Source organism: Rhizobium sp. O111 (assembly GCF_055616315.1).
The window spans coordinates 3,163,481-3,189,715 of the sequence record NZ_JBSHXL010000001.1 but is presented as its reverse complement, the minus strand read 5'-3'; the positions used below and the strand labels follow the sequence as shown (position 1 = coordinate 3,189,715).

The 26,235-nt window shown below is 63.1% G+C and carries 24 protein-coding genes and 1 pseudogene; 17 read left to right on the top strand and 8 right to left on the bottom strand.

The window, feature by feature from the left end; genetic code table 11:
* Nucleotide 1: 1 nt before the first annotated feature.
* Entirely contained in the window at nucleotides 2-628 is a 627-nt protein-coding gene (locus ACVTFQ_RS15970) for a C39 family peptidase (RefSeq protein WP_111564834.1), read from the bottom strand.
* A gap of 205 nt (nucleotides 629-833) precedes the next feature.
* Nucleotides 834-3,542, bottom strand: coding sequence for a preprotein translocase subunit SecA (gene secA, locus ACVTFQ_RS15965; RefSeq protein ID WP_111564835.1), 2,709 nt, complete (start codon nucleotides 3,540-3,542; stop codon nucleotides 834-836).
* 246 nt (nucleotides 3,543-3,788) lie between these two features.
* Between secA and ACVTFQ_RS15960 the strand changes: the two genes are divergently transcribed.
* From ACVTFQ_RS15960 to ACVTFQ_RS15935, 6 genes are all read left to right on the top strand, one after another.
* Entirely contained in the window at nucleotides 3,789-4,679 is an 891-nt protein-coding gene (locus ACVTFQ_RS15960) for a peptidylprolyl isomerase (RefSeq protein WP_111564836.1), read from the top strand.
* A gap of 67 nt (nucleotides 4,680-4,746) precedes the next feature.
* Nucleotides 4,747-5,988, top strand: a complete 1,242-nt coding sequence (argJ, locus tag ACVTFQ_RS15955; protein ID WP_112437033.1) for a bifunctional glutamate N-acetyltransferase/amino-acid acetyltransferase ArgJ — start codon at nucleotides 4,747-4,749, stop codon at nucleotides 5,986-5,988.
* The gene (locus tag ACVTFQ_RS15950; RefSeq protein WP_409527901.1) at nucleotides 5,957-6,778 is read left to right on the top strand and encodes a GNAT family N-acetyltransferase; all 822 of its coding nucleotides are present in this window, start codon (nucleotides 5,957-5,959) and stop codon (nucleotides 6,776-6,778) included. The genes argJ and ACVTFQ_RS15950 overlap by 32 nt, the downstream gene beginning before the upstream one ends.
* Nucleotides 6,775-7,188, top strand: a complete 414-nt coding sequence (gene mutT / locus ACVTFQ_RS15945) for an 8-oxo-dGTP diphosphatase MutT (protein WP_047508596.1) — start codon at nucleotides 6,775-6,777, stop codon at nucleotides 7,186-7,188. The genes ACVTFQ_RS15950 and mutT overlap by 4 nt, the downstream gene beginning before the upstream one ends.
* Nucleotides 7,189-7,311: 123 nt before the next feature.
* On the top strand, nucleotides 7,312-7,647 hold the full coding sequence (locus ACVTFQ_RS15940) for a hypothetical protein (RefSeq protein WP_111564838.1): 336 nt from the start codon (nucleotides 7,312-7,314) through the stop codon (nucleotides 7,645-7,647).
* A 60-nt stretch (nucleotides 7,648-7,707) separates the two neighbouring features.
* On the top strand, nucleotides 7,708-7,881 hold the full coding sequence (locus tag ACVTFQ_RS15935) for a Flp family type IVb pilin (RefSeq protein ID WP_052214040.1): 174 nt from the start codon (nucleotides 7,708-7,710) through the stop codon (nucleotides 7,879-7,881).
* Nucleotides 7,882-7,902: 21 nt separating this feature from the next.
* Here the strand turns inward: ACVTFQ_RS15935 and ACVTFQ_RS15930 are convergent, their stop codons facing one another.
* Nucleotides 7,903-8,787, bottom strand: a complete 885-nt coding sequence (locus tag ACVTFQ_RS15930) for a class I SAM-dependent methyltransferase (RefSeq protein ID WP_111564839.1) — start codon at nucleotides 8,785-8,787, stop codon at nucleotides 7,903-7,905.
* A gap of 76 nt (nucleotides 8,788-8,863) precedes the next feature.
* Here ACVTFQ_RS15930 and ACVTFQ_RS15925 point away from each other — a divergent pair, with 76 nt between their 5' ends.
* The 5 genes from ACVTFQ_RS15925 to ACVTFQ_RS15905 are packed head-to-tail and all read left to right on the top strand — an operon-like array spanning nucleotide 8,864 to nucleotide 11,801.
* Nucleotides 8,864-9,637, top strand: coding sequence for a ComF family protein (locus ACVTFQ_RS15925; protein WP_111564886.1), 774 nt, complete (start codon nucleotides 8,864-8,866; stop codon nucleotides 9,635-9,637).
* Between the two features lie 31 nt (nucleotides 9,638-9,668).
* Nucleotides 9,669-9,926 carry a glutaredoxin 3 gene (gene grxC / locus ACVTFQ_RS15920; protein ID WP_470423910.1) on the top strand — a complete coding sequence of 86 codons (258 nt, stop codon included), beginning with the start codon at nucleotides 9,669-9,671 and terminating at the stop codon, nucleotides 9,924-9,926.
* 9 nt (nucleotides 9,927-9,935) lie between these two features.
* The gene (locus ACVTFQ_RS15915; RefSeq protein ID WP_111564840.1) at nucleotides 9,936-10,793 is read left to right on the top strand and encodes a carbon-nitrogen hydrolase family protein; all 858 of its coding nucleotides are present in this window, start codon (nucleotides 9,936-9,938) and stop codon (nucleotides 10,791-10,793) included.
* Nucleotides 10,790-11,218 (top strand): DUF1178 family protein, encoded by a 429-nt coding sequence (locus ACVTFQ_RS15910; RefSeq protein WP_018901536.1) that lies wholly within the window; start codon nucleotides 10,790-10,792, stop codon nucleotides 11,216-11,218. Before ACVTFQ_RS15915 ends, ACVTFQ_RS15910 begins: the two co-directional genes overlap by 4 nt.
* A 25-nt stretch (nucleotides 11,219-11,243) precedes the next feature.
* A complete protein-coding gene (locus tag ACVTFQ_RS15905; protein WP_111564841.1) occupies nucleotides 11,244-11,801 on the top strand; it encodes a DUF3291 domain-containing protein in 558 nt (185 codons plus the stop codon).
* A 125-nt stretch (nucleotides 11,802-11,926) separates the two neighbouring features.
* Here ACVTFQ_RS15905 and ubiG read toward each other — a convergent pair whose 3' ends face one another.
* Nucleotides 11,927-12,673 carry a bifunctional 2-polyprenyl-6-hydroxyphenol methylase/3-demethylubiquinol 3-O-methyltransferase UbiG gene (gene ubiG, locus ACVTFQ_RS15900; RefSeq protein ID WP_111564842.1) on the bottom strand — a complete coding sequence of 249 codons (747 nt, stop codon included), beginning with the start codon at nucleotides 12,671-12,673 and terminating at the stop codon, nucleotides 11,927-11,929.
* Between the two features lie 181 nt (nucleotides 12,674-12,854).
* On the opposite strand from ubiG, the pseudogene ACVTFQ_RS15895 reads away from it, so the two are divergent.
* Nucleotides 12,855-13,841, top strand: a pseudogene (locus ACVTFQ_RS15895) (FecR family protein); the annotation flags it as partial.
* Between the two features lie 522 nt (nucleotides 13,842-14,363).
* On the opposite strand, the gene ACVTFQ_RS15890 reads toward ACVTFQ_RS15895, so the two are convergent.
* The 4 genes from ACVTFQ_RS15890 to ACVTFQ_RS15875 form a co-directional block, all read right to left on the bottom strand.
* On the bottom strand, nucleotides 14,364-16,544 hold the full coding sequence (locus ACVTFQ_RS15890; RefSeq protein WP_111564844.1) for an adenylate/guanylate cyclase domain-containing protein: 2,181 nt from the start codon (nucleotides 16,542-16,544) through the stop codon (nucleotides 14,364-14,366).
* Nucleotides 16,545-16,653: 109 nt separating this feature from the next.
* Complete coding sequence (locus ACVTFQ_RS15885) at nucleotides 16,654-16,845, bottom strand: hypothetical protein (protein ID WP_313760883.1); 192 nt, start codon at nucleotides 16,843-16,845, stop codon at nucleotides 16,654-16,656.
* Nucleotides 16,846-17,134: 289 nt separating this feature from the next.
* A complete protein-coding gene (locus tag ACVTFQ_RS15880; RefSeq protein ID WP_018901542.1) occupies nucleotides 17,135-17,341 on the bottom strand; it encodes a hypothetical protein in 207 nt (68 codons plus the stop codon).
* Nucleotides 17,342-17,565: 224 nt separating this feature from the next.
* Nucleotides 17,566-18,708: a glycoside hydrolase family 25 protein gene (locus ACVTFQ_RS15875; RefSeq protein ID WP_111564845.1), complete on the bottom strand. Its 1,143-nt coding sequence runs from the start codon at nucleotides 18,706-18,708 to the stop codon at nucleotides 17,566-17,568.
* A 433-nt stretch (nucleotides 18,709-19,141) separates the two neighbouring features.
* On the opposite strand from ACVTFQ_RS15875, the gene ACVTFQ_RS15870 reads away from it, so the two are divergent.
* The 5 genes from ACVTFQ_RS15870 to ACVTFQ_RS15850 all read left to right on the top strand — a co-directional run bounded on the left by ACVTFQ_RS15870 (nucleotide 19,142) and on the right by ACVTFQ_RS15850 (nucleotide 26,033).
* Nucleotides 19,142-20,416, top strand: coding sequence for an aspartate kinase (locus ACVTFQ_RS15870; RefSeq protein ID WP_026283559.1), 1,275 nt, complete (start codon nucleotides 19,142-19,144; stop codon nucleotides 20,414-20,416).
* Between the two features lie 91 nt (nucleotides 20,417-20,507).
* The gene (gene ptsP, locus ACVTFQ_RS15865) at nucleotides 20,508-22,775 is read left to right on the top strand and encodes a phosphoenolpyruvate--protein phosphotransferase (protein ID WP_111564846.1); all 2,268 of its coding nucleotides are present in this window, start codon (nucleotides 20,508-20,510) and stop codon (nucleotides 22,773-22,775) included.
* 27 nt (nucleotides 22,776-22,802) lie between these two features.
* Nucleotides 22,803-23,885, top strand: a complete 1,083-nt coding sequence (gene prfA / locus ACVTFQ_RS15860; RefSeq protein ID WP_047508567.1) for a peptide chain release factor 1 — start codon at nucleotides 22,803-22,805, stop codon at nucleotides 23,883-23,885.
* The gene (gene prmC / locus ACVTFQ_RS15855) at nucleotides 23,882-24,763 is read left to right on the top strand and encodes a peptide chain release factor N(5)-glutamine methyltransferase (protein WP_111564847.1); all 882 of its coding nucleotides are present in this window, start codon (nucleotides 23,882-23,884) and stop codon (nucleotides 24,761-24,763) included. Before prfA ends, prmC begins: the two co-directional genes overlap by 4 nt.
* 343 nt (nucleotides 24,764-25,106) lie before the next feature.
* Nucleotides 25,107-26,033 (top strand): DUF4167 domain-containing protein, encoded by a 927-nt coding sequence (locus ACVTFQ_RS15850; protein WP_111564848.1) that lies wholly within the window; start codon nucleotides 25,107-25,109, stop codon nucleotides 26,031-26,033.
* Nucleotides 26,034-26,235 lie beyond the last annotated feature (202 nt).

Below are 26,235 nucleotides of genomic sequence, written 5' to 3'. Positions count from 1 at the left end.
GTTATCGGTCGAGCCGGATGGCGACGCCGCGATTGGCGAAGAAGCGGTCGAAGATCTCGATCGGCAGCTCGACATCGGCCTGGCTGGCTTCGTCATGGCCGGATGGGTTGTGGAAGCGGATGGTATCGGCGCTTGCCGCCGTCACCAGCACAAGGTGGCCGCCCTTTGTGGGTGGCTGGCGGTCCGGCCAGCGGATCTGGCTGTTGACCGAGGCGATGAAGAAGGCGTTCTCCTTCAGGATATCGGCGATATCAGGTGTCGGAAGGCCTGTGATCGTTTTCGCGTCGAGGCCGAAGGTTTCGCCGACATAGGTGACGAAGGGCGCGTAGATCAGCCCCTTGATCGACTGGTCTTCCTCGTTGATTACATAGCCGCCGAAGCGGGTGCAGCCGCGCGCGAGATCGATGATGGGGTGGTGTTCACCCCTGGCGGCAAGGATCATTTTCAGGCAGGCCATGCCGCAGATATTGACGGCCCAGCGTGCATATTCCTCGACGGTGTCGGCGCCGGATCGCTGCCAGAGCGGATCATCGAGCAAGGCGGAAGTGCCGCGCTCCAGCACGGAGAGCGTCATCGATGCCGTTTCCCACTGGCTGAAATAGGGGGCCTTGCAGGCGGTACGGTTCATCGCGTGTCCCTGAAATCAATTCTGATATCGGCGCAAGCTCGGCGAACAAAGCGACTGTTTTGCGGCTGAATTTCGAGCGGATCATGAAATTGGAAGTTGTGGGCGGGTTCTGCTCATGGGCGGGCACGGGAGCGTGCTGCACACATGAAAAAGCCCTCGCGACGTCCAGGTCGCGAGGGCTTCGATCTCAGGTCTCGATCAGGTCTCAGGCCTGCTCGAAGGCACCGTGGCAGTGCTTGTACTTCTTGCCCGAACCGCAGGGGCAGACCTCGTTGCGGCCGACCTTGCCCCAGGTTGCGGGGTCGTCGGGGTTGCGGTTTTCGGGCGCAACGATGACTTCCGATGCCTGGTAGACCGAGCCGAACTCGTCTTCGCCGGTATTGGGGTCGATGTGGTGCGCCTGCATGGCCGGCGGTTCCGGCTGCTCCTGCTGCACCAGTTCGACACGCATCAGCTGGGCGGTGACGGCCTGGCGGAGGCTGTTGAGCAGCGTGTTGAAGAGCTCGAAAGCTTCCGACTTGTATTCCTGCAGCGGGTCACGCTGGGCGTAGCCACGGAAACCGACGACGGAACGCAGGTGGTCGAGATTGACGATGTGCTCGCGCCACAGCGCATCCAGCGTCTGCATGACGATCGAACGCTCGACGTAATGCATGATATCGTCGCCGAAGCGCTCGGCCTTTTCGGTGAAGACGGCGTTGGCCGCTTCCGTCAGGCGTTCGCGGATATCGTCTTCGCCGATGCCTTCTTCCTTGACCCAGTCCTCGATCGGCAGATCGAGATTGAGGAGCGCGTTGGCCTGCTCCTTGAGGCCGACGGCATCCCACTGTTCGGCATAGGCGCGCTCGGGAATGTGCTTTTGAACCAGATCCTCGATCACTTCGCGACGCATGTCGGAAACGGTCTCGGAAATGTTGGTTGCTTCCATCAGCTCGAGGCGCTGTTCGAAGACCACCTTGCGCTGGTCGTTCAGAACGTCGTCGTACTTCAGGAGGTTCTTGCGGATGTCGAAGTTGCGGGCTTCGACCTTCTTCTGCGCGCGTTCCAGAGCCTTGTTGATCCAGGGATGGACGATTGCCTCGCCTTCCTTGAGACCGAGCTTGGTCAGCATCGAATCCATGCGGTCCGAGCCGAAGATGCGCATCAGGTCGTCCTGAAGCGAGAGATAGAACTTCGAGCGGCCCGGGTCGCCCTGACGGCCGGAACGGCCTCGCAGCTGGTTGTCGATACGGCGGCTTTCGTGGCGTTCGGTCGCGATGACGTAGAGACCGCCGGCGGCCAGCGCCTTTTCCTTGAGTTGCTTGATCTCGTCGCGGATCGCCTCGATCCTGGCGTCGCGCTCCGGACCTTCCTCGACCTCGCCGAGCTCGCGCTCGACACGCATGTCGAGGTTGCCGCCGAGCTGAATGTCGGTGCCGCGACCCGCCATGTTGGTGGCGATGGTGACCGCGCCGGGAACGCCGGCCTGGGCGACGATATAGGCTTCCTGCTCGTGGTAGCGGGCGTTCAGAACCTGGAAGTTGTTGAAGCCCTGCTTGCGCATGAGGTCGGCGAGCAGTTCGGATTTTTCGATCGAGGTCGTACCGACGAGAACCGGCTGGCCGCGCTTTTGCGCATCCGCGATCTCGGCGATGATCGCCTTGTACTTCTCTTCGAAGGTCCGGTAGACCTCGTCGTCTTCGTCGATACGCTTGATCGGCAGGTTGGTCGGTACTTCGACGACGTCGAGACCGTAGATGTTGCCGAATTCTTCCGCTTCCGTCTGCGCGGTACCGGTCATGCCGCCGAGCTTGTCGTACATGCGGAAGTAGTTCTGGAAGGTGATCTGCGCCAGCGTCTGGTTCTCAGGCTGGATCTTCACATGTTCCTTGGCTTCCAGCGCCTGGTGCTGGCCTTCCGAATAACGGCGGCCCGGCATCATGCGGCCGGTGAATTCGTCGATGATGACGATCTCGTCGTTGCGGACGATGTAGTCCTTGTCGCGGGTGAAGAGCTTGTGGGCCTTCAGCGCGTTGTTGACGTGGTGAACGATCGCGACGTTCTCGATGTCGTAGAGACCGGCGCCCTTCAAGAGGCCGGCTTCACGCAGGAGATTTTCGAGCTTCTCGGTGCCTTCTTCGGAGAAGTTGGCCGAACGCTGCTTTTCGTCGATCTCGTAATCGCTTTCGACGAGCAGCGGGATGAAGGTGTCGATCGTGTTGTAGAGATCGGAGCGGTCGTCGAGCGGACCGGAGATGATCAGCGGCGTGCGCGCTTCGTCGACGAGGATCGAGTCCACTTCGTCGACGATGGCGTAGTTGTGGCCGCGCTGAACCATCTGGCCCTTCTCGTACTTCATGTTATCGCGCAGATAATCGAAGCCGAGTTCGTTGTTGGTCGCGTAGGTGATGTCGCAGCCATAGGCCGCCGCGCGTTCCTCGTCCGACAGGCCGTGGACGATCACGCCGGTGGTCAGGCCGAGGAAGCCGTAAAGGCGCGACATGGTGGCCGCGTCGCGCTGGGCGAGGTAGTCGTTGACGGTAACGACGTGGACGCCCTTGCCCGACAGCGCGTTCAGATAGACGGGAAGCGTTCCGACCAGCGTCTTGCCTTCACCCGTCTTCATTTCCGCGATGGCGTTGGAATGAAGGATCATGCCGCCGATCAGCTGGACGTCGAAGGGGCGCATGCCGAGCACGCGGCGCGATGCTTCGCGCACGACGGCAAAGGCCGGGACGAGGATGTCGTCGAGCGTCTTGCCTTCGGCGAGCAGCTTGCGGAATTCCACCGTCTGGGCGGCGAGCTGTTCGTCGGACAGCGCCTTGGTCTTTTCCTCAATCGCATTGATTGCGGCGACGTTCGGCTGGAAGGACCGCACGCGGCGATCATTGGCGGAGCCAAATAGTTTGCGGGCGATGCCGCCAAAGCTGACCATACGACTGGTCCTTTCTGAATATTCATCCCGGGCTTCTCGTAAGGGCGGCCCGGCCGAATTTCGGGCGCACGTATCGAAACGCCAGGAAACTTTTCTGGACGCGAGGTTGCGTGACAGATAAGAGGGGGGTCGAATGATGTCAACGGATTTGGCTGATATAGAAAGGCCACATTCCAGTGTTGATGCCTGTTTCAGGGCAGGATTCAAGAAGTTGAAGCCGGTGGGTTAACTGTGAAGGAATGTTTGATGTTGAACTACAACAGAATCGCCGTGATGGCACTCGCCACGTTCGTCGCCTTCCAGGCGCCGGTGCGGGCACAGGACGGCGCTGACGCCGTCGTTGCCAAGGTCGGCGATGTCGAAATCCACCAGTCGGAACTCGACCTGGCGATCGCCAACCTCGATCCGCAGCTGGCGCAGCTGCCTGACGACCAGAAGAAGGTCGCTGCACTTTCCGCCGCTATCGACGTGAAGCTGCTCGCCAAGGACGCGGCTGCTGAGAAGCTCGACCAGTCGGCTGAGTTCAAGAAGCGCATGCAGTACCTCGCCGATCGCGAACTGCACAACGCCTACTTCAAGAAGCACGTCGTCGACACCGTGACCGACGCTGAAGTCAAGGCACGCTACGACAAGGAAGTCGCAGCCCTTCCGAAGCAGGAAGAAGTTCACGCCCGCCACATCCTGGTGAAGACCGAAGACGAAGCCAAGGACGTCATCAAGCAGCTCGACGCCGGCAAGAACTTCGCCGACCTCGCCAAGGAAAAGTCCACCGACCCGAACAAGGCTGACGGCGGCGATCTCGGCTATTTCACCAAGGGCCGCATGGTCAAGGAATTCGAAGACGCGGCTTTCGCGCTCGACAAGGGTGCCTACACCAAGACCCCTGTTAAGACCGATTTCGGCTACCACGTCATCCTCGTCGAGGATAAGCGCGACGCCGCTCCTCCGGCTTACGACCAGGTCAAGGATCAGGTTCGTCAGCTCGTCATGCGCGACAAGTATCTTGCGCTTCTCGCCTCCGCCAAGGAAAAGTCCAAGATCGACATCACGGACGAGGCGCTCCGCAAGGGCTACGACGACGCCAACAAGCAGCCGCAGCCGGGTGACGCGCCCGCCGCAGCGCCGGCTCAGCAGTAATAGCATCCATCGAGGGCCCGGTTTTTCCGGGCCCTTCCGTATCCCCTTTCATGCCAGGTCGATGATCATGTCCGGTTCCGTTTCCCCGCTCGCTCCCAAAACCTTCGTGTCCATGCCAGCACTACGCGGTGTCCGCATGGCGACCGCCTCGGCGGGGATCAAGTACAAGAACCGCACCGACGTCCTGATGATGGTGTTCGACAAGCCGGCGGCCGTTGCCGGTGTCTTCACCCGTTCCAAGTGCCCGTCGGCGCCTGTCGATTTCTGCCGCGCAAACCTGCCCGGCGGCGTTGCGCGCGCCGTGGTCGTCAATTCCGGCAACGCCAACGCCTTTACCGGCGTGAAGGGCCGTGAAGCGACCGCGCTCACCGCCAAGTCGGCGGCGGCCGCCGTCGGTTGCAGCGAGAGCGAGATCTTCCTCGCCTCCACCGGCGTCATCGGCGAGCCGCTCGACGCCACCAAGTTTTCCGGCGTGCTCGACACGCTCTACTCCGACGCTACCGGCGATTTCTGGTTCGAGGCTGCCAAGGCGATCATGACCACCGACACCTATCCGAAGGTCGCGACCCGCACGGCCGAGATCGGCGGCGTTACGGTCTCGATCAACGGCATCGCCAAGGGTGCCGGCATGATCGCGCCCGACATGGCGACGATGCTTTCGTTCGTCGTCACCGACGCCGATATCGCGCCCGCAGCGCTGCAGGCGATGCTGTCGGCCGGTGTCGATCCGACTTTCAACTCGATGACCGTCGACAGCGACACCTCGACATCCGACACGCTGATGCTGTTTGCCACGGGTGCCGCCGCCGAAGACGGCCAGGTTCGCGTCGAGACCGCTGACGATCCGCGTCTGGCCTCGTTCCGCGCCGCGCTCAACGATCTCCTCAAGGATCTGGCGCTGCAGGTCGTGCGCGACGGCGAAGGCGCCACCAAGATGCTCGAGATCACCGTGACGGGCGCTGAAAGCGACGCCGCCGCCAAGACGATCGCGCTCTCGATCGCCAATTCGCCGCTCGTCAAAACGGCTGCCGCCGGCGAGGACGCCAACTGGGGCCGTATCGTCATGGCCGTCGGCAAATCAGGCGAAATGGCCGATCGCGACCGTCTCGCCATCTGGTTCGGCGACGTGCGCGTTGCCGTCAATGGCGAACGTGATGCCGACTACTCGGAAGAGGCCGCCTCCAACGTCATGAAAAAGCAGGACATTCCGGTGAAGGTCGAAATCGGCCTCGGAAACGGTACGGCAACGGTCTGGACGTGCGACCTCACAAAGGAGTATGTCGCCATCAACGGTGACTACCGGAGCTGATTTTTCATTGACTGAAGCATTCCCCAAGAAGGCAAATCTGCCGCTCGTGCGCAGGCTGGAAGCCGTCGGTTTCCGGGCCTGGCCTGCCTCGTCGGTTGTTTACGACGGCAGCTGGCAGGTGCGGCTGACGGCGGGGCATCCGTCCAACCGACTGAACTCGATCGTGCCGCTCGATCCGTCCGACCATCGCGACGTCGAGATCAGGCTGGCCAAGGCGAGCCGCAAGTTCGAGGCCTATGGTCGCCCGGCGGTGCTGCGGCAGACGCCGCTGGCCTCGCCGGTGCTGATCGATCTGGTGAAGGCCGAGGGTTGGACGCCGTTCGACGAAACCATCGTCATGACCTGCGATCTCGCCAATGCCGACCTGCCGGATACGCTCGATCATTTGCCGACACATGACATCAGCCGCTTCGTGGACGCCAATCTGGCGACCGACCAGGTCTCGACGAAGCTGAAGCCGGCACTCGCCGAAGTCATCAACGCGATCAAGCCGCCATCCGGCCTGTTCATGGTGGAAGATCCGGAAACGGGGCCGCTGGCGACCGTGCTCTGCGTGCAGGACAATGATCTGGCCGGCATCATGTCGCTCTCCGTCACGCCGTCGCGCCGCCGCGAGGGGCTGGGGCTCGAGATCCTGACGTCCGCTCTGCGCTGGGCGCGCATGCGCAGCGCCCGCTCGGCCTGGCTGCAGGTCAAGACCGGCAATGTGCCTGCCATCACGCTCTACGAGCGCCTCGGCTTCGTCGAGGCCTATCGCTATTCTTACTGGCGGCGGGATATTTGCCGATGAGCGGGACTGGCCACAGCATCCTTCTCGTCGTCGCCTGCGCCCTGATCGACGCGGATGGGCGCATCCTGTTGGCGCAGCGGCCTGAAGGCAAATCGCTCGCCGGTCTCTGGGAATTTCCCGGCGGGAAGATGGAGCCGGGCGAGACGCCCGAGGAAACGCTGGTGCGCGAGCTTCACGAAGAGCTCGGCATCACCACCAAGGTTGCGTGCCTGGCGCCGCTCACCTTCGCCAGCCATACCTACGAGAAATTCCACCTGCTGATGCCGCTTTACGTCTGCCGTCGTTTCGAGGGCATTCCCGTCGGCCGCGAAGGGCAAGCGATCAAATGGGTCAAGCCGCAGGCGCTGCGCGATTATCCGATGCCGCCGGCCGATGAGCCGCTGATCCCCATCCTGCAGGACTTACTTTAGAAATTTCTATTTTATAACTTTTTCTGTGCCAATCTGGCTGTGGATATTAATCGATCGTTTAACAGATTCTGGCAAAGATCGGCCTCAATCAAGCAACTGGCGTGTGTGTAGAAGGCTTGACGCATGGACGACGATTTCTGGAAAGCAGTTCGGGAGAAAGAGCAGGCTTCGGTTTCCTCGCGCAAGACGGGGGCGCTGAACATCGCCTTGCTGTTCGGCACGGCCGTCGTGGCACTGACGCTGATCCTGACACCGATGCTCGCCGACAAGTCGAAGTCGAGCGTTTTCGCCAGCGCGCCGTCTGAATTCGATTCCATCACGACGGGTTCAATTCCGAAGAGCGAGAACGGCCCGAAGAGCGAAAACGGCAAGCGTTATACGATCCGTCGCAGCATTCTGCAGGATACGCCGGGCTCCGTCTGCGTGGTGCAGGGCTATGGAAGCGGTGTTGGCTGCTGAGGGCTCGAGGCCTGAGGCAACGCAAGGAAATCGACTGTGATGTCGAGCGACGAGGGACGAATGACGAGACTTCTGAAAGCATTTGTCGCCGATCGCAACGGCGCTACCGCCATCGAATACGGCCTCATCGCCGCCCTGATCGCCACCGCGCTTATCACCGGCGTCGGCGCGCTCAGCGGACAGCTGAACAACGTCTTCACCATCATCGCAAGCAAGATACCGTCGCTCACCTGAGCGAGGTTAGAGCGAAAAGCTCTATTGCTTGAGCTTGTGCTCCTCGACCTTCAACGCGTCGGCGAGCCTGACCTTCGCCGAGCCCGGCCGCAGCGGCTTCTGCTGGCTCTCATGCGGCGCCCATCCCGAGACATAGATGATCGAGAAGGTGGCCCGGATGCGGCCATCCGGATCGGAATAGCGCTCCGCGTATAGCTCGGCGGCGCGCATGAAGAAGGCGCGCGTCAACGGCTTGCTGCTGCGCTCGGCAAGCGGGTTGGTCATGCCCATGGCGCGCAGGTCGCGCATCAGCGGAAAGATGGAATCGTAGCGGACCGTATAGGTCTCGGCGTCGATGACGGGCAGCGCGAAACCGGCGCGCTGCATCAGGCCGCCGACATCGCGGACATCGGCGAAGGGAATGACGCGCGGGCTGGCGCCGCCGGTCATTTCGATCTCGGTGGCGAGCAGGACCTCGCGCAGTTCCTGCAGCGTGCCGGAGCCGGGAATGGCGGCGAGGAACAGGCCGTCGGGGCGCAGCGCACGGCGGATCTGGATGAAGACGCCGGGTGTGTCGTTGGTCAGGTGCAGGCTGAGCGGCGCGATCACCAGATTGGCCGATTGCGGCTCCAGCGGAACCATCTCCAGCGGCGCCTCGATGAAGGCATCGTCGGAGGTGGCGTAGGCCTGTTCGCTTTCGACGCGGGTAAGGCTGCCGATCTTGCCCGTGGCCTTGGCGGCGCGGGCGGCTGCGCCGGTCGCGCCATGCAGTTCGACGGCATGCTCGAAGGTGCGCTCGACGACGGCGAGGCGTTCGCCCAGTTCGTCCGCTGCGATATCGAGCAGGAAGCTTGCCTTCGGATCGTTGTTGCGAAGCGCGCGGTGCCGGTTCGCCGCGATCCTGTTGGTATCGAAGATGATGTCCATGCCGACGTCAATAATCCTGCGAGGCCGGAGCGGCAAGGCGATTTTCCTGTTGCGCGAAATGCGTTATCGTTTCGCCATGGGGTTGCGCGGGTGGCAAGGTTTGGCGGGAATCGACCGGGCGCTGAGGCGTCCGCTCTCGGCTATGGTCGACCTCATCTACCCGCCCGCCTGCGCCGTCTGTGGGGTGTCGACGGGACAGCATCGCGGCGTCTGCCCAAAATGCTGGTCGGCGCTGCGCTTCATCGAGCGACCCTATTGCGAGGTTCTCGGCATTCCGTTTTCGCATGATCTCGGCCCGGGCATTTTGAGTGCTGCCGCCATCGCTAACCCGCCGCCTTTCGACCGCCTGCGCACGGCGGCCTTTCACGACGAGGCGGTGCGCAATCTCGTGCACGGGCTGAAATATCGCGACCGCACCGATCTGGCGCCGATGATGGCGGCGTGGCTGCTTCGGGCATCCGATGGCGCCGTGGAGCGCTGCGATGCGATCCTGCCGGTGCCGCTGCATCGCACACGCATCCTGTCGCGCCGGTTCAACCAGGCGGCGGAGCTGGCGCGCCACATGGCGAAGCAGGCCGAGCGGCCGCTGCTATCCGCGACGCTGCTGCGCGTTCGCCGAACGCGCCAGCAGGTCGGCCTCGGTGCTAAAGCGCGGCAGGAGAATGTGCGCGGCGCCTTTGCGATCGCTAAGGGGCGCGAGGGCGATGTGTTCGGAAAGCGGCTGGTGCTGATCGACGACGTCTATACGACGGGCGCGACGGTAGCGGCGGCGGCCAGGGTGCTCCGCCGCGCGGGTGCCGCCGATATCACGGTTTTGACCTTTGCAAGGGCCCTTTCCGAAACTATATGACAGGGAGATTACTGCCTTGTCTGGAGTTACGATGGTACCGGTTACGATCTATACGCGCGATGGCTGCGGTTTTTGCGTTCGCGCCAAGTCTCTTCTTTCCGAGAAGGGTGTCGATTTCGTCGAGCACAATGCGACCTCCACCCCTGCCTTCCGCGCCGAGATGATTGCGCGCGCCAATGGCGGCTCGACGTTCCCGCAGATTTTCATAGGCGACAAGCATCTCGGCGGGTGCGATGATCTCTATGCGCTGGAGCGTGCGGGCAAGCTCGACCCGCTGCTGGCCGCTTAGGATAAGCAGATGACCTTCAAGGCCGCCGCCATTCAGATGTGTTCGGGTATCGATCCGCAGCGCAACGCGGCCGCCATGGCGCGGCTGGTGCGCGAGGCCGCCGCCTCGGGCGCCACCTATGTGCAGACGCCCGAGATGACCGGGATGCTGCAGCGCGACCGCGCCGCCGGCAAGCTGCATCTGCGCGACGAGGCCAGCGACATCATCGTGCGCACCGCGCGCGAGCTCGCCGGCGAACTGCAGATTTACGTGCATGTCGGCTCCACCGCGATTGCGCTCGAGGACGGCAAGCTTGCCAATCGCGGCTATCTCTTCGGTCCCGACGGCAAGATCCTGAACCGCTACGACAAGATCCACATGTTCGACGTCGATCTCGACAATGGCGAGAGCTGGCGCGAGAGCGCTGCCTATCGGCCGGGGCAGGAGGCGCGCGTGGTGTCGCTGCCGTTTGCCGAGATGGGCTTTGCGATCTGCTACGACGTTCGCTTCCCGGCGCTGTTCCGCGCCCAGGCGGTGGCCGGAGCGCAGGTTATGACGGTGCCCGCCGCCTTCACCCGCCAGACCGGCGAGGCGCATTGGGAAATCCTGCTGCGGGCGCGTGCCATCGAGAACGGCATGTTCGTGATCGCCGCCGCGCAGGCCGGCGTGCATGAGGATGGGCGCGAGACCTTCGGGCACTCGATGATCATCGATCCCTGGGGCAGGATCCTGGCATCCGCTGGTGGCACCGGCGAGGCGATCGTGATCGCCGAGATCGATCCAGCCGCGGTGAAGGCCGCGCGCGACAAGATCCCGAATTTGAAGAATGCCCGCGAGTTCTCGATCGAGACGGTTGGCGGCGATGTGTCCGGAGGCGTGGCCGCTTGATCCGTTATTCGCTGCGTTGTGACAATGCCCATGAGTTCGAAGGCTGGTTTTCCGAAAGCGCCGATTTCGACCGCCAGGTCGCGTCCGGTTTTCTCACCTGTCCCACCTGCAATTCTGCCGCCGTCTCCAAGGTGCTGATGGCGCCGTCGGTCTCGACCGCGCGCAAGAAGGACCAGATGCAGACGGTTGCCATGGATGCCGTGCGCCGCGAGGCGTTCCAGAAGCTGAAAGAGGCGGTGACCGCGATCAAGGCCAATTCCGAGGATGTCGGCGAACGCTTCCCGGAGGAGGCGCGCAAGATCCATTACGGCGAGGCCGATGCGCGTGGGATCATCGGCCAGACGACGCCCGATGAAGCGCAGGCGCTTCTCGACGAAGGCATCGAAATCGCGGCATTGCCCGTTCTGCCCGACGACGTGCACTAGAATGGTTTTAGAGGCGCGCCTTGCGATGTATAACTTCGGTTTGCACGTGGCGCCCTTCGAGAGCGATGCCGTCGAGGGTTTTCGGCTGCGCGAACCGGCCAATTTCGAAGCGGCGCGGCGCGCCTGCGGCTTTGTCGGCCGCTCCGGCTATGCCGGCACGCCGGGCGTGCGAAGCTGGGGGCCGCAGGTCTTTCCGCGTTTCATCGAGGGTAGCGGCTTCGATAGCGCGCCATCGTCCCTGTCGCTCTGGGCCGATCTCGAATCGCTGATGGCGTTCAGCTATGACGGCGTGCACGCCGATGCGCTGAAGCACGCGCGCAACTGGAACGTCAAGCCGTCATGGCCGCCGCTCGTTCTCTGGTGGGTGGGGCCGCATCATCGGCCTGATTGGGCCGAGGCGGTCGAACGCTTCGAACATCTGGCGGATCACGGGCCGCGCGCGCGGGCCTTCACGTTCAAGATACCCTTTGGCCCTGATGGCGCGGCGGTCGAGATCGATCGCGGCCGCGTCAAGGAACTGGCGGCGCGCAATGCCGAGACGCAGGCCGATCTGCTTGCGCATGTCAGGACCTTGAAAGTCTAAAGCGTGTTGCGATCCTTCGGATTCGCTCGTCACGCTTTAAGTTCTTGTTCTGTCGCATGTCGGTGCCGCAAAACCGCTGCACACTTTTGCGCGACATGCTTTAGGCGAAATGCCGGCGGGTGCGCTTACGCCCCGCGCTTGGCGAGCAGCATGTAGTTCACGTCCATGTCGCGCGACAGGTTCCACTGGTTGGACAGCGGATTGAAGAACACGCCGGTGCGGTCGATGATGGTGAGGCCATCCGCCGTGACCGGCTTTTCGATCTCTTCCGGACGCACCAGCTTCTCATACTGGTGGGTGCCGCGCGGCAGCCAGCGCAGGACGTTTTCGGCGGCGAAGATGGCGAGTGCCGCTGCCTTCATCGTGCGGTTGATCGTGGCGACGAACATCAGCCCGCCGGGGCGGACCATTTTCGCGCAGGTGGTCATGAAGAAATCGACGTCGGCGACGTGTTCCACCACTTCCATGTTGAGGACGATGTCAAAGGTCTCACCGGCCTCGGCCAGCTGTTCGGCCGTCACCGCGCGGTAATCGACCGGGACGCCGGAGGCCTTTGCATGGGTCGAAGCGATGCCGATGTTCTTCTCGGAAGGATCGGCGCCGATAACGGTTGCGCCCATGCGGGCGACCGGCTCCGACAACAGGCCGCCGCCGCAGCCGATATCGAGCACCCGCAGGCCTTCCAGCGGGCGGGCCGAGCGCGGATCGCGGCCGAAGGTCTCGGCCGCCTTGTCTCTGATGTAGGCGAGGCGGACGGGGTTGAACTTGTGCAGCGGCTTGAACTTGCCGGTCGGGCTCCACCACTCGGCGGCCATGGCCGAGAAGCGGTCCACTTCGCTCTGGTCGATGGTGCTCTTCGCCGCTTCCGTCATGGTCCTGCTCCTTGATTGCTCAGGAGTGAAGTCGGACGAACGGTGCACGAAGTCAAGAGCCTGGGGCGGTGTCGCTTGGTCGCGGTAGTGCCCGGCTTTCCCGCTTGGCTACTACAAGTGGATAAGGCGACATACATCAACACATTGTGATATACTTAATATATTGTTGAGGGTAAGGGCGATGTTGCGTGTGCGTAATGCATTGGCCGCCATGCTCGGCCTGTCCATGTGTTTTCCATTGTGTTTCCCGTTTCCGGCGTACGCGGAGGTTGCGGTCGGCGAGGCGACTCTCATCAAGACAGAGGTGGCTGGGGAAAACGGGCCTCTGGTGGTCAAGGACCCTGTTCATCGCGACGAACGCATCCGCACCTCGATCGGCGGGCTTGGTCAATTCGTCTTTAGGGATGGTACCAAGCTTGCCGTCGGCGCCGGCTCGTCGGTGGTGATCGACAGCTACGTCTATGACGATGCCAACTCGGTCAAGAAGCTGACGATCAAGGCGGCGAAGGGCACGTTTCGCTGGATCAGCGGCAATTCCTCCTCATCGGCCTATTCGATCGTGACGCCGGCGGGAACGATCGGCGTGCGCGGCACGGCGTTCGATGTCTATGTCGCGCCCAACGGCACGACGGCCATGGTGCTTCTCAACGGCTCGGCGCAATTCTGCGGTGCCGGTGGGTGCAAGCAGCTGCGCGAGCAGTGCGACTGCGTGATCGCATCGCGCGGCGGAGGCGTGTCGGATCCGCGCAAGGTGGACGAGACGACGCTCAGGACACTGAGGAACAACAAGGCGCTGCCGTTCCTCTCGGGAAACCAGCAACTGTCGGGGCCGCTCGGCAATATTCGCACCAGCTGCGGCCTGCGCAGCATGCGCGCCGAGCGTCAGGACCGGCCGCAAGAGAGCACACCGGTGCCGACGCTGTTTCCACCGCGGGAAGAGGCGCCGCAGCAGACACCGCCAAAGACGCCGGACCGGCCACAGAAGCCGGACAAACCGCAAAAGCCGGACAAGCCGCATCATCATCGCCCCGACAAGCATCACCATGACAGGGACGACGATCATCACCACCATGATCGCGACGGGCATCACGGCCATTGGGGCGGGCGCGGAGGGGATCGCGACGGGCATCACGACCGGGGTAGTGACGGCGGCGGATGGGGTCAGCGCAGCGGGAATCATGACGGCCAAAATGGGCGTGGCTGGCGCGACGGTTGGGGCAACCGGCACGAGGGGGCGCGGGATCGTGGTGGGGACAATCACGGTGCGCGGGATCACGCCGATCGCGGCAGTGCCACTCGCGATGGAGGTCGCGATCATGCCGATCGAGATCGCGGAAGTCGGGACAATGGGGGCCGTGATCATGGCGGCCGGGATCGTGGGGGCCGATCCGATGACGGCAATGGCGAGCGCAATGGGCACGGCGGGCATCAGGGCGGTGCTTCGGCGGCGAATGATGGTCAGGCACAGTCCGGCGGGGCAGGGTCCGCTGCCGGCGATGGTGATCAGGGCGGTGCCGGGACAGGGGCTGGCGATGGGACCAGCTCGGGCGGGCATCGTGGCGGGTGGCGTGGTCGCAACGGCGACCAGGATGGTGGCTGGCAGGGCGGAGGTGGGCGCCATATGCGCGACCGCAGCGGCGGCGATGGCGGCAGCAGCGACTAGGCCGGCTTTATCCTGATATGGACGTCCTCACGACGCCTGCTCCGATAGCGGGGCGGGGTCTTCGGTCGGTGTTTCCCTGAAATGATCGGCGCGGCGGGCGAGGCGGCGGTAGAATTCCGGCAGGGTCGCCGGGTAGGGCTGTGCCCGCTGCCGGACACGAGCGAGCAGCTTGCGGCTGTCGGCGGAGCGGGTGGCGAAGGCTTCGACCAGGGCCTGATGCGCGGTCTCAAGCAGCGCGAAGGTCGCAGACAGGCCGACGGTCTCGTCGCCCAGCGTGGCGTAGAGGCGGGTGCGCGTGCTCTTGCCCTTGAGGCCGAGCGAGCCGGCATCGAGCAGGGCGAAGTGCGGCAGGGCCGCGGCTGTCGTCTCGGAGACCAGGATATCGAAGCCGACTTCCTTGCAGCAGCCCTCGATGCGGGCCGAGACATTCACCGCGTCGCCGACGGCGGAATAGTTGAAGCGGCTTTCGGCGCCCATGTTGCCGACGCAGGCAAGGCCCGTGTGGATGCCGATGCCGATCCCCACCTGGTATTCTTCGCCGAAGCCGAAGGCATCGGTCGCGTTCAACGTCGCCAGCGTCTCGCGCATGGCAAGGGCGGCGCGCACGGCCTTGGCGGGATGGTCGGCGACATCGACGGGCGCGTTCCAGAAGGCCATGATGCTGTCGCCGATGAACTTGTCGAGCGTGCCTTCATTGGCCACCACATGGCGGCTCAGCGCATCGAGCAGCGTGTTGAGGAAGCGGACGACCTCGGCCGGCTGGAGGCGCTCGCTCAGCGTCGTGAACCCGCGGACGTCGACGAACATGACCGTCAGCTCGCGATCGTCGCCACCGAGGCGCAGCGCATCCGGATTGTGCTCGATGCGGTGGAGCAGCGAGGGCGAGAGATATTGCCCGAATGCCTTGCGCACCTCGCGCCGCTCGCGGTCGATGACTAGGATGCGGAAGGAGGTGGCGGCGAAGTGGATGATCGAGGCGGCGACGATCGGGGCCAGCGGATCGAATAGCAGGCCCCATCGCGAAAAGGCGAACCAGGAGCTTGCGAAGGCGAGCGCGGTGACGATCAGGCCCCAGGCGAGGCCGACGGCGGGGCTGACGAAGGTGGTGACGATGACGAGGCAGGTGCCCAACACCGCGATCAGCAGGATCTCCATGCCATCGGCCCAATCCGGCCTGGAGAGGAAGTGGCCGGAGAGGATCTGCTCGACGGTCTGCGCATGGATGGAGACGCCGGGCACGTTTTCGCCGAGCGCTGTGGTGCGGATATCCTGCAGGCCGGCGGACGAGGTGCCGACGAAGACGATGCTGCCTTGCACGGCTGCGGCGACATCCGGCGCGAGGCCGTCGGGCGCCAGCACCTTGCCGGCGGAGATGTAGCGATCGGCGATATCGGGGCTGGTGTAGAGCCAGAGCTCGCCGGATGAGGTGACGGGCACCACGAAATCGCCGACCTTGATCGAGGTCAGCGTGTCGGGAATATCGGGTGCGGCCGCGACGATATAGGTCGAGGCGCCCTGGGCGACGCGCAGTGCTTCCAGCGCGAGGTTCGGATAGAGCTGTTCGCCATCGCTGAGCAGCAGCGGCACGCGGCGGACGGTGGCGGAATAGGTGCCGGGGTTGAGGCTGATATGGCCGAGGCCGGTGGCGTTGATCTGCAATTGCGGACGCACCGGCGTTGCCGCCGTCATGCGCGGCGGGGCGTTGAACGGGCTCTCGCCGGTGAAGGCGAAGCCCGCCTTGACAGGCGGCTTGTAGCTGCCGTCCATGGAGAGGCCGAAGCCGAGGACCACGGGCTTGTCGGCGATGGCTTGCGCGAAGAGCTGATCGTTGTCAGGTAGCCGGCTAAGAAGCGTTGGGTCGATGCCGGCGACATCGCGCATGATGGAGCGCGGCGACAGGCGGTCGGCCTCGGCGAAGAGCACGTCGAAGGCGATGGCCGCCGCCCCCATATCGGACAGGCGCTGCACCAGAAGCGCCAGCCGGTCACGCGGCCATGGCCACTGTCCGAATTCTCTCAGCGACGCCTCGTCGATATCGATGACGCGGACGGGGGTGTTTTCGAACTTGCGTGGGGTGATGCGCTGGTATTCGTCAAAGGTGATGTCGCGGATCTGGCGCAGCAGCGGCGGATCGGTGGCGCGCAGCAGCGTGAAGCTCGCGACGAGCGCAAGGCCGAGAACCACGCCGATTTTCTGCATGCGTGTCATGATCGGCCGGCCCCCGCGCCTGCAACCGCTTCACACTTTCGCGCGACATGCTCTAGGCTGCCCGTTTCCCAGGCGTGACGCAACTGCGTCTTTCGGGCGTTCGGCGTTGCTAGAGTTCAGTGCATGTCAGTTCGACTGCGCCGGAGTTGTTCCAGTACATGATGGGAATATCGTTGGCGAAGCAGTAGAGGACGCCGTTTTTCGGCGCTGTCCACGACGGATGGGACGCGCCGATCAGAAACGCCGTATCCGTGTCCTGATCGATTGACCCGATCAGAGCGAACCACTGCGCCTTGGGCATGACTTTCAATCCGGCAAACGGTCGCAGCCAAGCCCGGTCATAGCCGTTCGCGTCCTCATCGATCTTCCAATCCTGCTATCGGCCCGACGCCGTGAAGGCGTAGGTCGCGCCTTGCCTGATGTCGCAGACGCGCGTCCAGCGTTCTCTGGCCGGTATGGATTTCGTTATTGTGAATGGCATGATGACATCTCCCCACGATGCGCAGCCGCAAGCGGGAAGATTAGTTGCATTTTACAGTGTTGCAACAAATAATTGTGACGGCGTTCAACTCGCCATCATTACGCGACACTCAGCCCTGCGGCATCGCGTCGTTCTTGCTTGAGGCCGCGTGGGCTTCGAGTATTGCCGCCGCGATCACCTTGCGCAGTTCGTAGACCAGCGATCTGGAGCGCTTGCGGTCGAGGTCCTGCGCCGCCTTCGCAAGGTTAAGTCCCTCGTTCAACACAATGTGATGGGCGCGGGCCAGTGCCCAGGTTTCGATATCAAGATTTCCCATTCGGAATCTCCGCCAAATCATTCAGCATCAAAGACATTCGCGAATCAATCTACGCCGCATACTTACGATTGAAGAAGAATCACAGTTACCTATGCTTGGAAATATACGCGACACCCGAATTTTAGTGGTGTGACAAAATTGTTGCGCCGTGGCAGCGGGGGTGCCGCGCCACGGTTGTGCCCATGCCCAATCGATATCAGTGCAGGTTGATCGCTGTCGGATCGTCAGTCGTTGGCGGCCATCATCCGGTTGCTGGGACGTCCCGAAGACCAGCGCATCCATTGGTCGGGGCTGCCGTTGAAGACGTTGAGGTCGATCCTGCCTTCGACGCCATGCGACAGGCCAGAGCCGGAATACTGCCAGAAGAGCCACTTGCGGCCCGGATAGCGTTTGGACGGGTGGGCGGCGACGGAGCGCAGCCAGAAGGGATAGTTCTGGAAGGCGCCCTGCAGGTTATCGGCGTAGAAGTCTGGCGCCGTGTAGATCACGGGACGCTTGCCATAGTAGCGCTCGAGCTTGTCCATGAAGACCTGCATCTTCTCGAGCACGTTTTCGGTCGAGGGGCGACGCTTGCAGGCGGATTCGCCGTTCCACTCAACGTCGATGACGGGCGGGAGCGCATCGGGATCGCGCGGCACGTTGCGAATGAACCAGTCGGCCTGTTCGCCGGCTGTGCGGCACCAGTAGAAGAAGTGATAGGCGCCGCGCTTCAGGCCGGCTTCCTTGGCCTTGCGCCAGTTGGTGCGAAACATCGGATCGAGATGGTCGCCGCCGTCGGTGGCCTTGATATAGGCGAAGTTGGCGCCCTGGGTGCGCAGCCTCGGCCAGTCGATATCGCCCTGCCAACGCGAGACGTCGACGCCGTGAACGGCGAGCTTGTGCGGCGAGGAGCGGCCGAAGTTGATCGGCTTGGCGTCGCGGAACTGGCGGCTGTAGAGCTTGCTGCGGGTGCGCGGCTGCGCCGTCTCCTCCATATCGGGAAGATCGGGGCGCTGCATGATCGGGGCGGCAACCGGCGTGACAACGGGCGGGCGGGCCGGCGGCGTCATCATCGCGACCTCCGTAGCTGCCATCGGGCGCTCGGCGGGAAGCGGTGCGCCGACGGCGCGGTCGGCGGACTCGAAGGCCTTCGATTCCGGGATCGGACCGGCCCATGCCAGCACTTCCTGGTGTGGCGCGGCCTGCTGGCCCGCGGCGATATCGGCGGAGGGTACCGGTGCGGATGGAACGGCTGCGGGCGGGGCCACCGAGCTTGTCGTTTCTCGTGAGGGGGCGGCTGATGCCAAGACGTCGGGGCCAGACGTCGACGTGCAGCCCGCAAGGGTCAGACAGGCAAGGAAGATTGCTGGCACAGCCGAAAAACGCATTGGGAACCCGTTACTCATTACAGGCCGGACGCCGAACTTAGGTGGCGCCAGGAACATCAAAGGGTATTGCTAACGGGAAATTACCAAAAAAAGCTGAATCTAATCTTTACGCCGAAAAATGTGCGGGGACGGGGCAGCGTGCTTTGATGGGCCGGCGCCTCGCGGGATTGTCATAGTCATGTCACATGTGGTTCGGCGCTGCCTCGCGCGGCCTGCAAATTACACGCGCAATTGAGGCCGTCATTCTCCTTTCCCCACCTTGCCACCCCCTCACAAACTCGTTAAGAGACGCCGCAACTTGGGCCCTTGGGCGCAGGGCTTTAGAAGGGTTCCAGAACCTCCCAATTCCGGCTCTTCGGCCCGTGGCTTCCAAGGCTTCGTCGTGCCGGGTCTGGCGTTCGTCTCTCCCGGCGGTTTGCTGTGGTAGAGGCTTATGGCACGCATCGTAATGAAGTTCGGCGGAACATCCGTCGCTGACCTGGACCGTATCAAGAACGTTGCCCGCCACGTCAAACGCGAGGTCGATGCCGGTCATGAAGTGGCCGTCGTCGTTTCCGCCATGTCGGGCAAGACAAACGAGCTGGTCGGCTGGGTGCAGAACACGCCGAAGGTCGTCGGCGCAAGCTCGCCTTTCTATGATGCCCGCGAGTATGACGCCATCGTCGCCTCCGGCGAGCAGGTGACATCGGGTCTTCTGGCGATCGCGCTGCAGGCCATGGACGTCAACGCCCGCTCCTGGCAGGGCTGGCAGATCCCGATCCGCACCGACAACGCACATGGCGCCGCCCGTATCCTCGAGATCGACGGCTCGGAAATGATCAAGCGCATGGGCGAGGGCCAAGTGGCCGTTGTCGCCGGCTTCCAGGGTCTCGGCCCCGACAACCGCATCGCGACGCTCGGCCGTGGTGGTTCGGATACGTCGGCGGTCGCAATCGCCGCAGCCGTCAAGGCTGACCGTTGCGACATCTATACCGACGTCGACGGCGTCTACACGACCGATCCGCGCATCGTGCCGCAGGCGCGCCGCCTGAAGAAGATCGCCTTCGAGGAAATGCTCGAAATGGCATCGCTCGGCGCCAAGGTTCTGCAGGTTCGCTCGGTCGAGCTTGCCATGGTGCACAAGGTGCGCACTTTCGTGCGTTCGTCTTTTGAAGATCCCGATGCTCCGGGCATGGGTGATTTCTTGAATCCGCCCGGAACGCTGATTTGTGACGAGGAAGAAATCGTGGAACAGGAAGTAGTCACCGGCATCGCCTATGCCAAGGATGAAGCGCAGATCTCGCTTCGCCGTCTCGCCGACCGTCCGGGCGTCTCCGCCGCGATCTTCGGACCGCTGGCCGAGAACCACATCAATGTCGACATGATCGTCCAGAACATCTCGGAAGATGGCTCGAAGACCGACATGACCTTCACCGTGCCGTCGGGCGACGTGGACAAGGCCATCAAGGTGCTCGGCGAGCACAAGGATACGATCGGCTACGACGTCGTGCAGAACGAATCGGGCCTGGTGAAGGTGTCGGTCATCGGCATCGGCATGCGCAGCCACGCCGGTGTCGCGGCGACCGCTTTCAAGGCACTTGCCGATAAAGGCATCAACATCAAGGCGATCACCACCTCGGAAATCAAGATTTCCATCCTGATTGATGGTCCTTATGCGGAACTCGCTGTCAGGACTTTGCATTCCTGCTACGGTCTGGATAAGAATTGATTCCCAGCAGGGCCGCCGCGCGTACAAGTTGATTAGTGGCGCGGTGATCTGCCGGGCCACTTTGCCTTCTGTTTTTGGAGCTTGAGACGCAATGAGAGACCTTTCCGGCGGTCCGCGCGTGCTGCTCAAGCGGCTGCGCGAGTTGATGGCGGAGCCGCTGGAGCCACAAGAGCGTCTTGACCGGATCGTTCGCCAGATCGCCAGCAACATGGTGGCGGAGGTTTGCTCCGTCTACGTTCTGCGTTCCGACGGCGTGCTCGAACTCTATGCAACCGAAGGTCTGAACCGCGAAGCTGTCCACCTGGCGCAGCTGAAAATGGGGCAGGGCCTCGTTGGCACGATCGCCGCATCGGCCGCCCCTCTCAATCTCTCCGACGCGCAATCGCACCCCGCCTTCCGCTACCTGCCGGAGACGGGCGAAGAGATCTATCATTCGTTCCTCGGTGTGCCGATCCTGCGCGCCGGCCGCTCGCTCGGCGTTCTCGTCGTGCAGAACAAGGCCAGCCGCAACTATCGCGACGAGGAGCTGGAAGCGCTCGAAACGACGGCGATGGTGCTGGCCGAGATGATTGCCACCGGCGAGCTGAAGAAGCTCACCAAGCCGGGGCTCGAGCTCGATCTCACCCGCTCTGTCACCATCGATGGCGACACCTATAATGAAGGCATCGGCCTCGGCTATGTCGTGCTGCACGAGCCGCGCATCGTCGTCACCAATCTGCTCAACGACGATGCCGACAAGGAAATCCGCCGGCTTGCCGAAGCGCTGGGTTCGCTGCGCATCTCGATCGACGATCTCTTGTCGCAGCGCGACGTCTCGATGGAGGGTGAGCACCGCGAGGTGCTTGAGACCTACCGCATGTTCGCGCATGACCAGGGATGGGTGCGCAAGCTCGAAGAGGCGATCCGCAACGGCCTGACGGCGGAAGCCGCGGTCGAGAAGGTGCAGAGCGACACCAAGGCGCGGATGATGCGCCTGACGGACCCTTATCTGCGCGAGCGGATGCATGATTTCGAGGATCTGGCGAACCGCCTGCTGCGCCAGCTGACGGGCTATACCGGCCGCACCTCGGGCGATGGCTTCCCTGGGGACGCGATCATCCTGGCGCGCGCCATGGGTGCCGCCGAACTGCTCGACTATCCGCGCGCCAATGTGCGCGGCCTGGTGCTCGAAGAGGGCGCCGTGACCAGCCATGTCGTCATCGTCGCACGTGCCATGGGTATTCCCGTCATCGGCCAGGCGGCCGGGATCGTGGCGCTGGCCGACAATGGCGACGCCGTAATCATCGACAGCGATGGCGGCCATGTGCATCTGCGGCCGCTGCCGGAGCATCAGCGCTCCTACGAGGAGAAGGTGCGGTTCCGCGCCCGCCGTCAGGAGCAGTTCCGGGCCTTGCGCGCGGTCGAGCCGCTCACCAAGGACGGGCAGCGCGTGTCGCTGCAGATGAATGCCGGCCTGCTGGTCGATCTGCCGCAGCTGTCGGAATCGGGCGCCGAGGGCATCGGGCTCTTCCGCACCGAGCTGCAGTTCATGATCGCCTCCACGCTTCCGAAGGCGGAAGAGCAGGAGCAGTTTTACCGCAACGTCTTGAAGCAGGCCGCTGGCCGGTCGGTGACCTTCCGCACGCTCGATATCGGCGGCGACAAGGTCGTGCCCTATTTCCGCGGCCATGAGGAAGAGAATCCGGCGCTTGGCTGGCGGGCGATCCGCCTGTCGCTCGACCGCCCCGGTCTTCTGCGCACGCAGCTGCGCGCCATGCTGAAGGCAGCCGCCGGCATGGAACTGAAGCTGATGGTGCCGATGGTGACCGAGGTATCGGAGATCACCGCGGTGCGCGAACTGCTGCAGAAGGAAGTACAGCGTCTGTCGCGCTTCGGCCACGGGCTGCCGCGCAAGCTGCAGTTCGGCGCCATGCTGGAAGTGCCGGCTCTGCTGTGGCAGCTGGACGAGCTGATGGCGGCGGTCGATTTCGTGTCGGTCGGTTCCAACGATCTGTTCCAGTTCTCGATGGCCGTCGACCGTGGCAATGCCAGGGTCTCCGATCGTTTCGACACGCTGGACAAGCCGTTCCTGCGTATCCTGCGCGATATCGTGCGGGCAGGCGAGCGCAACAACACGCCGGTAACGCTCTGCGGCGAACTGGCGGGCAAGCCGATTTCGGCCATGGCGCTGCTTGGCATCGGCTTCCGCTCGGTGTCGATGTCGCCGGCCTCGATCGGCCCGGTCAAGGCAATGCTGCTCGGCCTCGACGTAGGCGCACTGTCCAAGGCGATGCACGAGGCGCTCGACGATACGACGACGCCGACATCGATCCGCGAACTGCTTGCCCATTTCGCCGAAACACACAACATCCCTCTGTAGCCAGAGACAAACAGAATTGGAGTGAGGGTGGCGAAGCTTCCCGTTGAAAAGATGCGCGAGCTGGAACGCCGCTTCGGCGAGATCGAAGCGCGCATGTCGGCCGGCCCTTCGGCCGACGTCTACGTCAAGCTTGCCTCCGAATATGCCGAGCTGCAGCCCGTCGTGACCAAGATCCGTGCCTACGAGAAGGCGCTGTCGGAGCTTGCCGATCTCGAGACGCTGCTCGACGACAAGTCCGTCGACCGCGAGATGCGGGATATGGCCGAGATGGAGCTTCCCGAGGTCAAGGAGCGGATCGAGGCGCTGGAACAGGAAATCCAGATCCTGCTGCTGCCCAAGGACGCGGCCGATGAAAAGAGCGCCATCCTCGAAATCCGCGCCGGCACCGGCGGCTCGGAGGCGGCGCTGTTCGCGGGCGATCTGTTTCGCATGTACGAGCGGTATGCGGCGGCGCACGGCTGGAAGGTCGAGGTTCTCTCTTCCAGCGAGGGTGAAGCCGGCGGCTTCAAGGAAATCATCGCGACGATCACCGGCAAGGGCGTGTTCGCCAAGCTGAAGTTCGAATCCGGCGTACACCGTGTGCAGCGCGTGCCGGAGACGGAAGCGGGCGGGCGTATCCATACGTCGGCTGCGACCGTTGCCGTGCTGCCGGAGGCCGAGGAGATCGACATCGAGATCCGGGCGGAAGATATCCGCATCGACACGATGCGCTCGTCGGGCGCCGGTGGCCAGCACGTCAACACGACCGACTCGGCTGTTCGTATCACCCATTTGCCGACGGGTATCGTCGTCACCAGCTCGGAGAAATCGCAGCACCAGAACCGCGCCAAGGCGATGCAGGTTCTTCGCTCGCGCCTTTACGACGCCGAACGCCAGCGCGCCGACAGCGAGCGCTCCGCCGATCGCAAGAGCCAGGTCGGCTCCGGCGACCGTTCCGAGCGTATCCGCACCTATAATTTCCCGCAGGGGCGCGTCACCGACCACCGCATCAACCTGACGCTCTACAAGCTCGACCGTATGATGGTCGGCGAAATCGACGAGATCGTCGATGCGCTGATGGCCGACTACCAGGCGAGCCAGCTGTCGCAGCTCGGCGAGCAGCAGCCATGAGCGATCAAGGGAAACAGGTCGGCGCGACGGTTTCCCAGCTTCTGGCCGAGGCGCGGCGACGCTTCACCGAGGCCGGCGTGGCCGATCCGGCCGCCGACGCGCGGGTGCTGATCTCGGGGCTGCTTGAGCTCACGACGACCGAGATGCTGACGCGGGGTGGTGATGTGGTCGAGGACGCGGCCGCCGTGCGGATCGAGGACGCGATCACCCGCAGGCTGGCGCATGAGCCGGTGCATCGAATCTTGGGCGAGCGCGAGTTCTACGGCCTGCCCTTGTCGCTTTCGGCGGAGACGCTGGAGCCGCGGCCGGATACCGAAATCCTCGTCGATACCATGCTTCCTTATATGAGAGACCTTGCGGGTAAGCATGGCGATCTCCATATACTGGATATGGGAACGGGAACCGGGGCGATATGCCTCGCGCTGCTCAAGGAATGTCCCGAGGCATCGGGCATCGGCAGCGATATATCCGTTGACGCGCTGAAGACGGCGCAATCCAACGCGGAAAGAAACGGGCTGCAGCAGCGCTTCAAGGCGGTGCGATCCAGCTGGTTTCAGGCCATAGACGGGAAGTTTCACGCTATTGTCTCAAATCCGCCCTATATAGCGTCCAGTGTCGTTGACACTCTTGCTCCCGAAGTGACAAAATTTGATCCGGCCGCCGCACTGGATGGCGGCATGGATGGGCTTGACGCCTACCGTTCCATTGCCAAGGATGCCGCAAGGTTCATGCATCCAGACGGTGTTATAGGGCTTGAGATAGGCTACGATCAGCGAACGGAAGTGACCGAAGTTTTTGAGGCTGAAGGCTTCAAATGCTTGGAATCGGTGAAGGATTACGGCCACAACGACCGTGTGCTCGTGTTCGCCCGTAGCTGATCGGCAACAAGCGGCTGAATAGACTAGTCCATTGGTGTCATTGCGAAGAAAAGGCTTGGATTTAAACGGGAAGCAATATAGGTTGCCCCCACGTATTGGAGAGATAGGTCAGAACGATTGTTCGTTCGAAGCTAGCTCGGCCTCGGGGGTCCACTCTCTTAAACGAGAGTTTCAAAGGTTGAAGACGACCCAATGCGTGAATCAGTCAAACTGACTTGAGAACAAGCGGCAGGTTGGCGCAAAGGCGCATTATGCTTGCGGCACGAATACCCTGAGTCGGACGAACGACCACGGTTGACGGTGCCATCACTCCACACAAACAGAGAATTCAGGTGAACGATCGATGAGGCCAGGACAGCAGAACAAACGCGGTCGCGGGCGTACCAACAATAACGGCGGCGGCGGCGGAAATAACAATAACAACAATAACAATTTCAACCGCAAGGGCGGCAATCCGCTGACGCGGACCTACGACAGCTCCGGCCCAGACGTGAAGATCCGCGGCACCGCGCAGCACATCGCTGAAAAATACTCGCAGCTCGGTCGCGATGCGCAGAGCTCCGGCGACCGTGTCATGGCTGAAAACTACCTGCAGCACGCCGAACACTACTACCGCATCATTGCCGCCGCACAGGCGCAGATGCAGGAACGCTTCCAGCGCGACGACCGCGGCGAATTCGACCGCGACGGCAGTGAGCGCGATGGCGACGAGATGGATGGCGGCGACAATGACGACGTCGTGGTCGTTCAGCCTCCGCGCCAGCAGCAGGAGCACCAGCAGCGCCGCAACAACGATGAGCAGCCGCGCCGTCAAAATGACGAGCAGCAGGGCCGCCGTTCGGACGAGCGCCGCTTCAACAACGAGCAGCGCCAGCGCCGCGACGAAGAGCAGCCACGCCGTCAGAGCGATGAGCAGCCGCGCAGCGAAGAGCAGCCCCAGCCGCAGCCGCGCGCCGAGGAGCAGCCCCGCAGCGAAGAGCGCCCGGCTCGCCAGCCGCGCCGTCGCGAGGAGCGTCCGGCACCGGTTGCAGCCGCAGCCCAGCCCCAGCCTGAAGTGATCGACGGTACCGGCCCGCAGCCGGAGATCGAAGGCATTCCGGCCGAGGTATCGATGGACGAGGAAAGCGGTGCGGCAACGACCCGCCAGCCGCGCCGCCGCGCAGCCACCCCGCGTCCGCGTCGTCCGCGTCGCGCCGAAGGCGAAGCGGCAGCTGAAGGCGATGCCGGCGCAGGTGAAGCGCCTGCCATGGCTGATGCGGCTTCGGAATAAGCCGTTACGGCTTGAGTAGTCGACATGTTCAAAAGGGCGTCCCTCGGGGCGCCCTTTTTCATTGGGCGGTCGCGCTGTCCCTGAAATATAAGAAATACACTATGAGTTTTCGCAGGGTTTCGACCTTAAATTAGATATTGGTTGTATACCGGGCGTTAACTCTCGCGGCATGATCATCGGTTGTGAGAGCTTCGGTGGATGC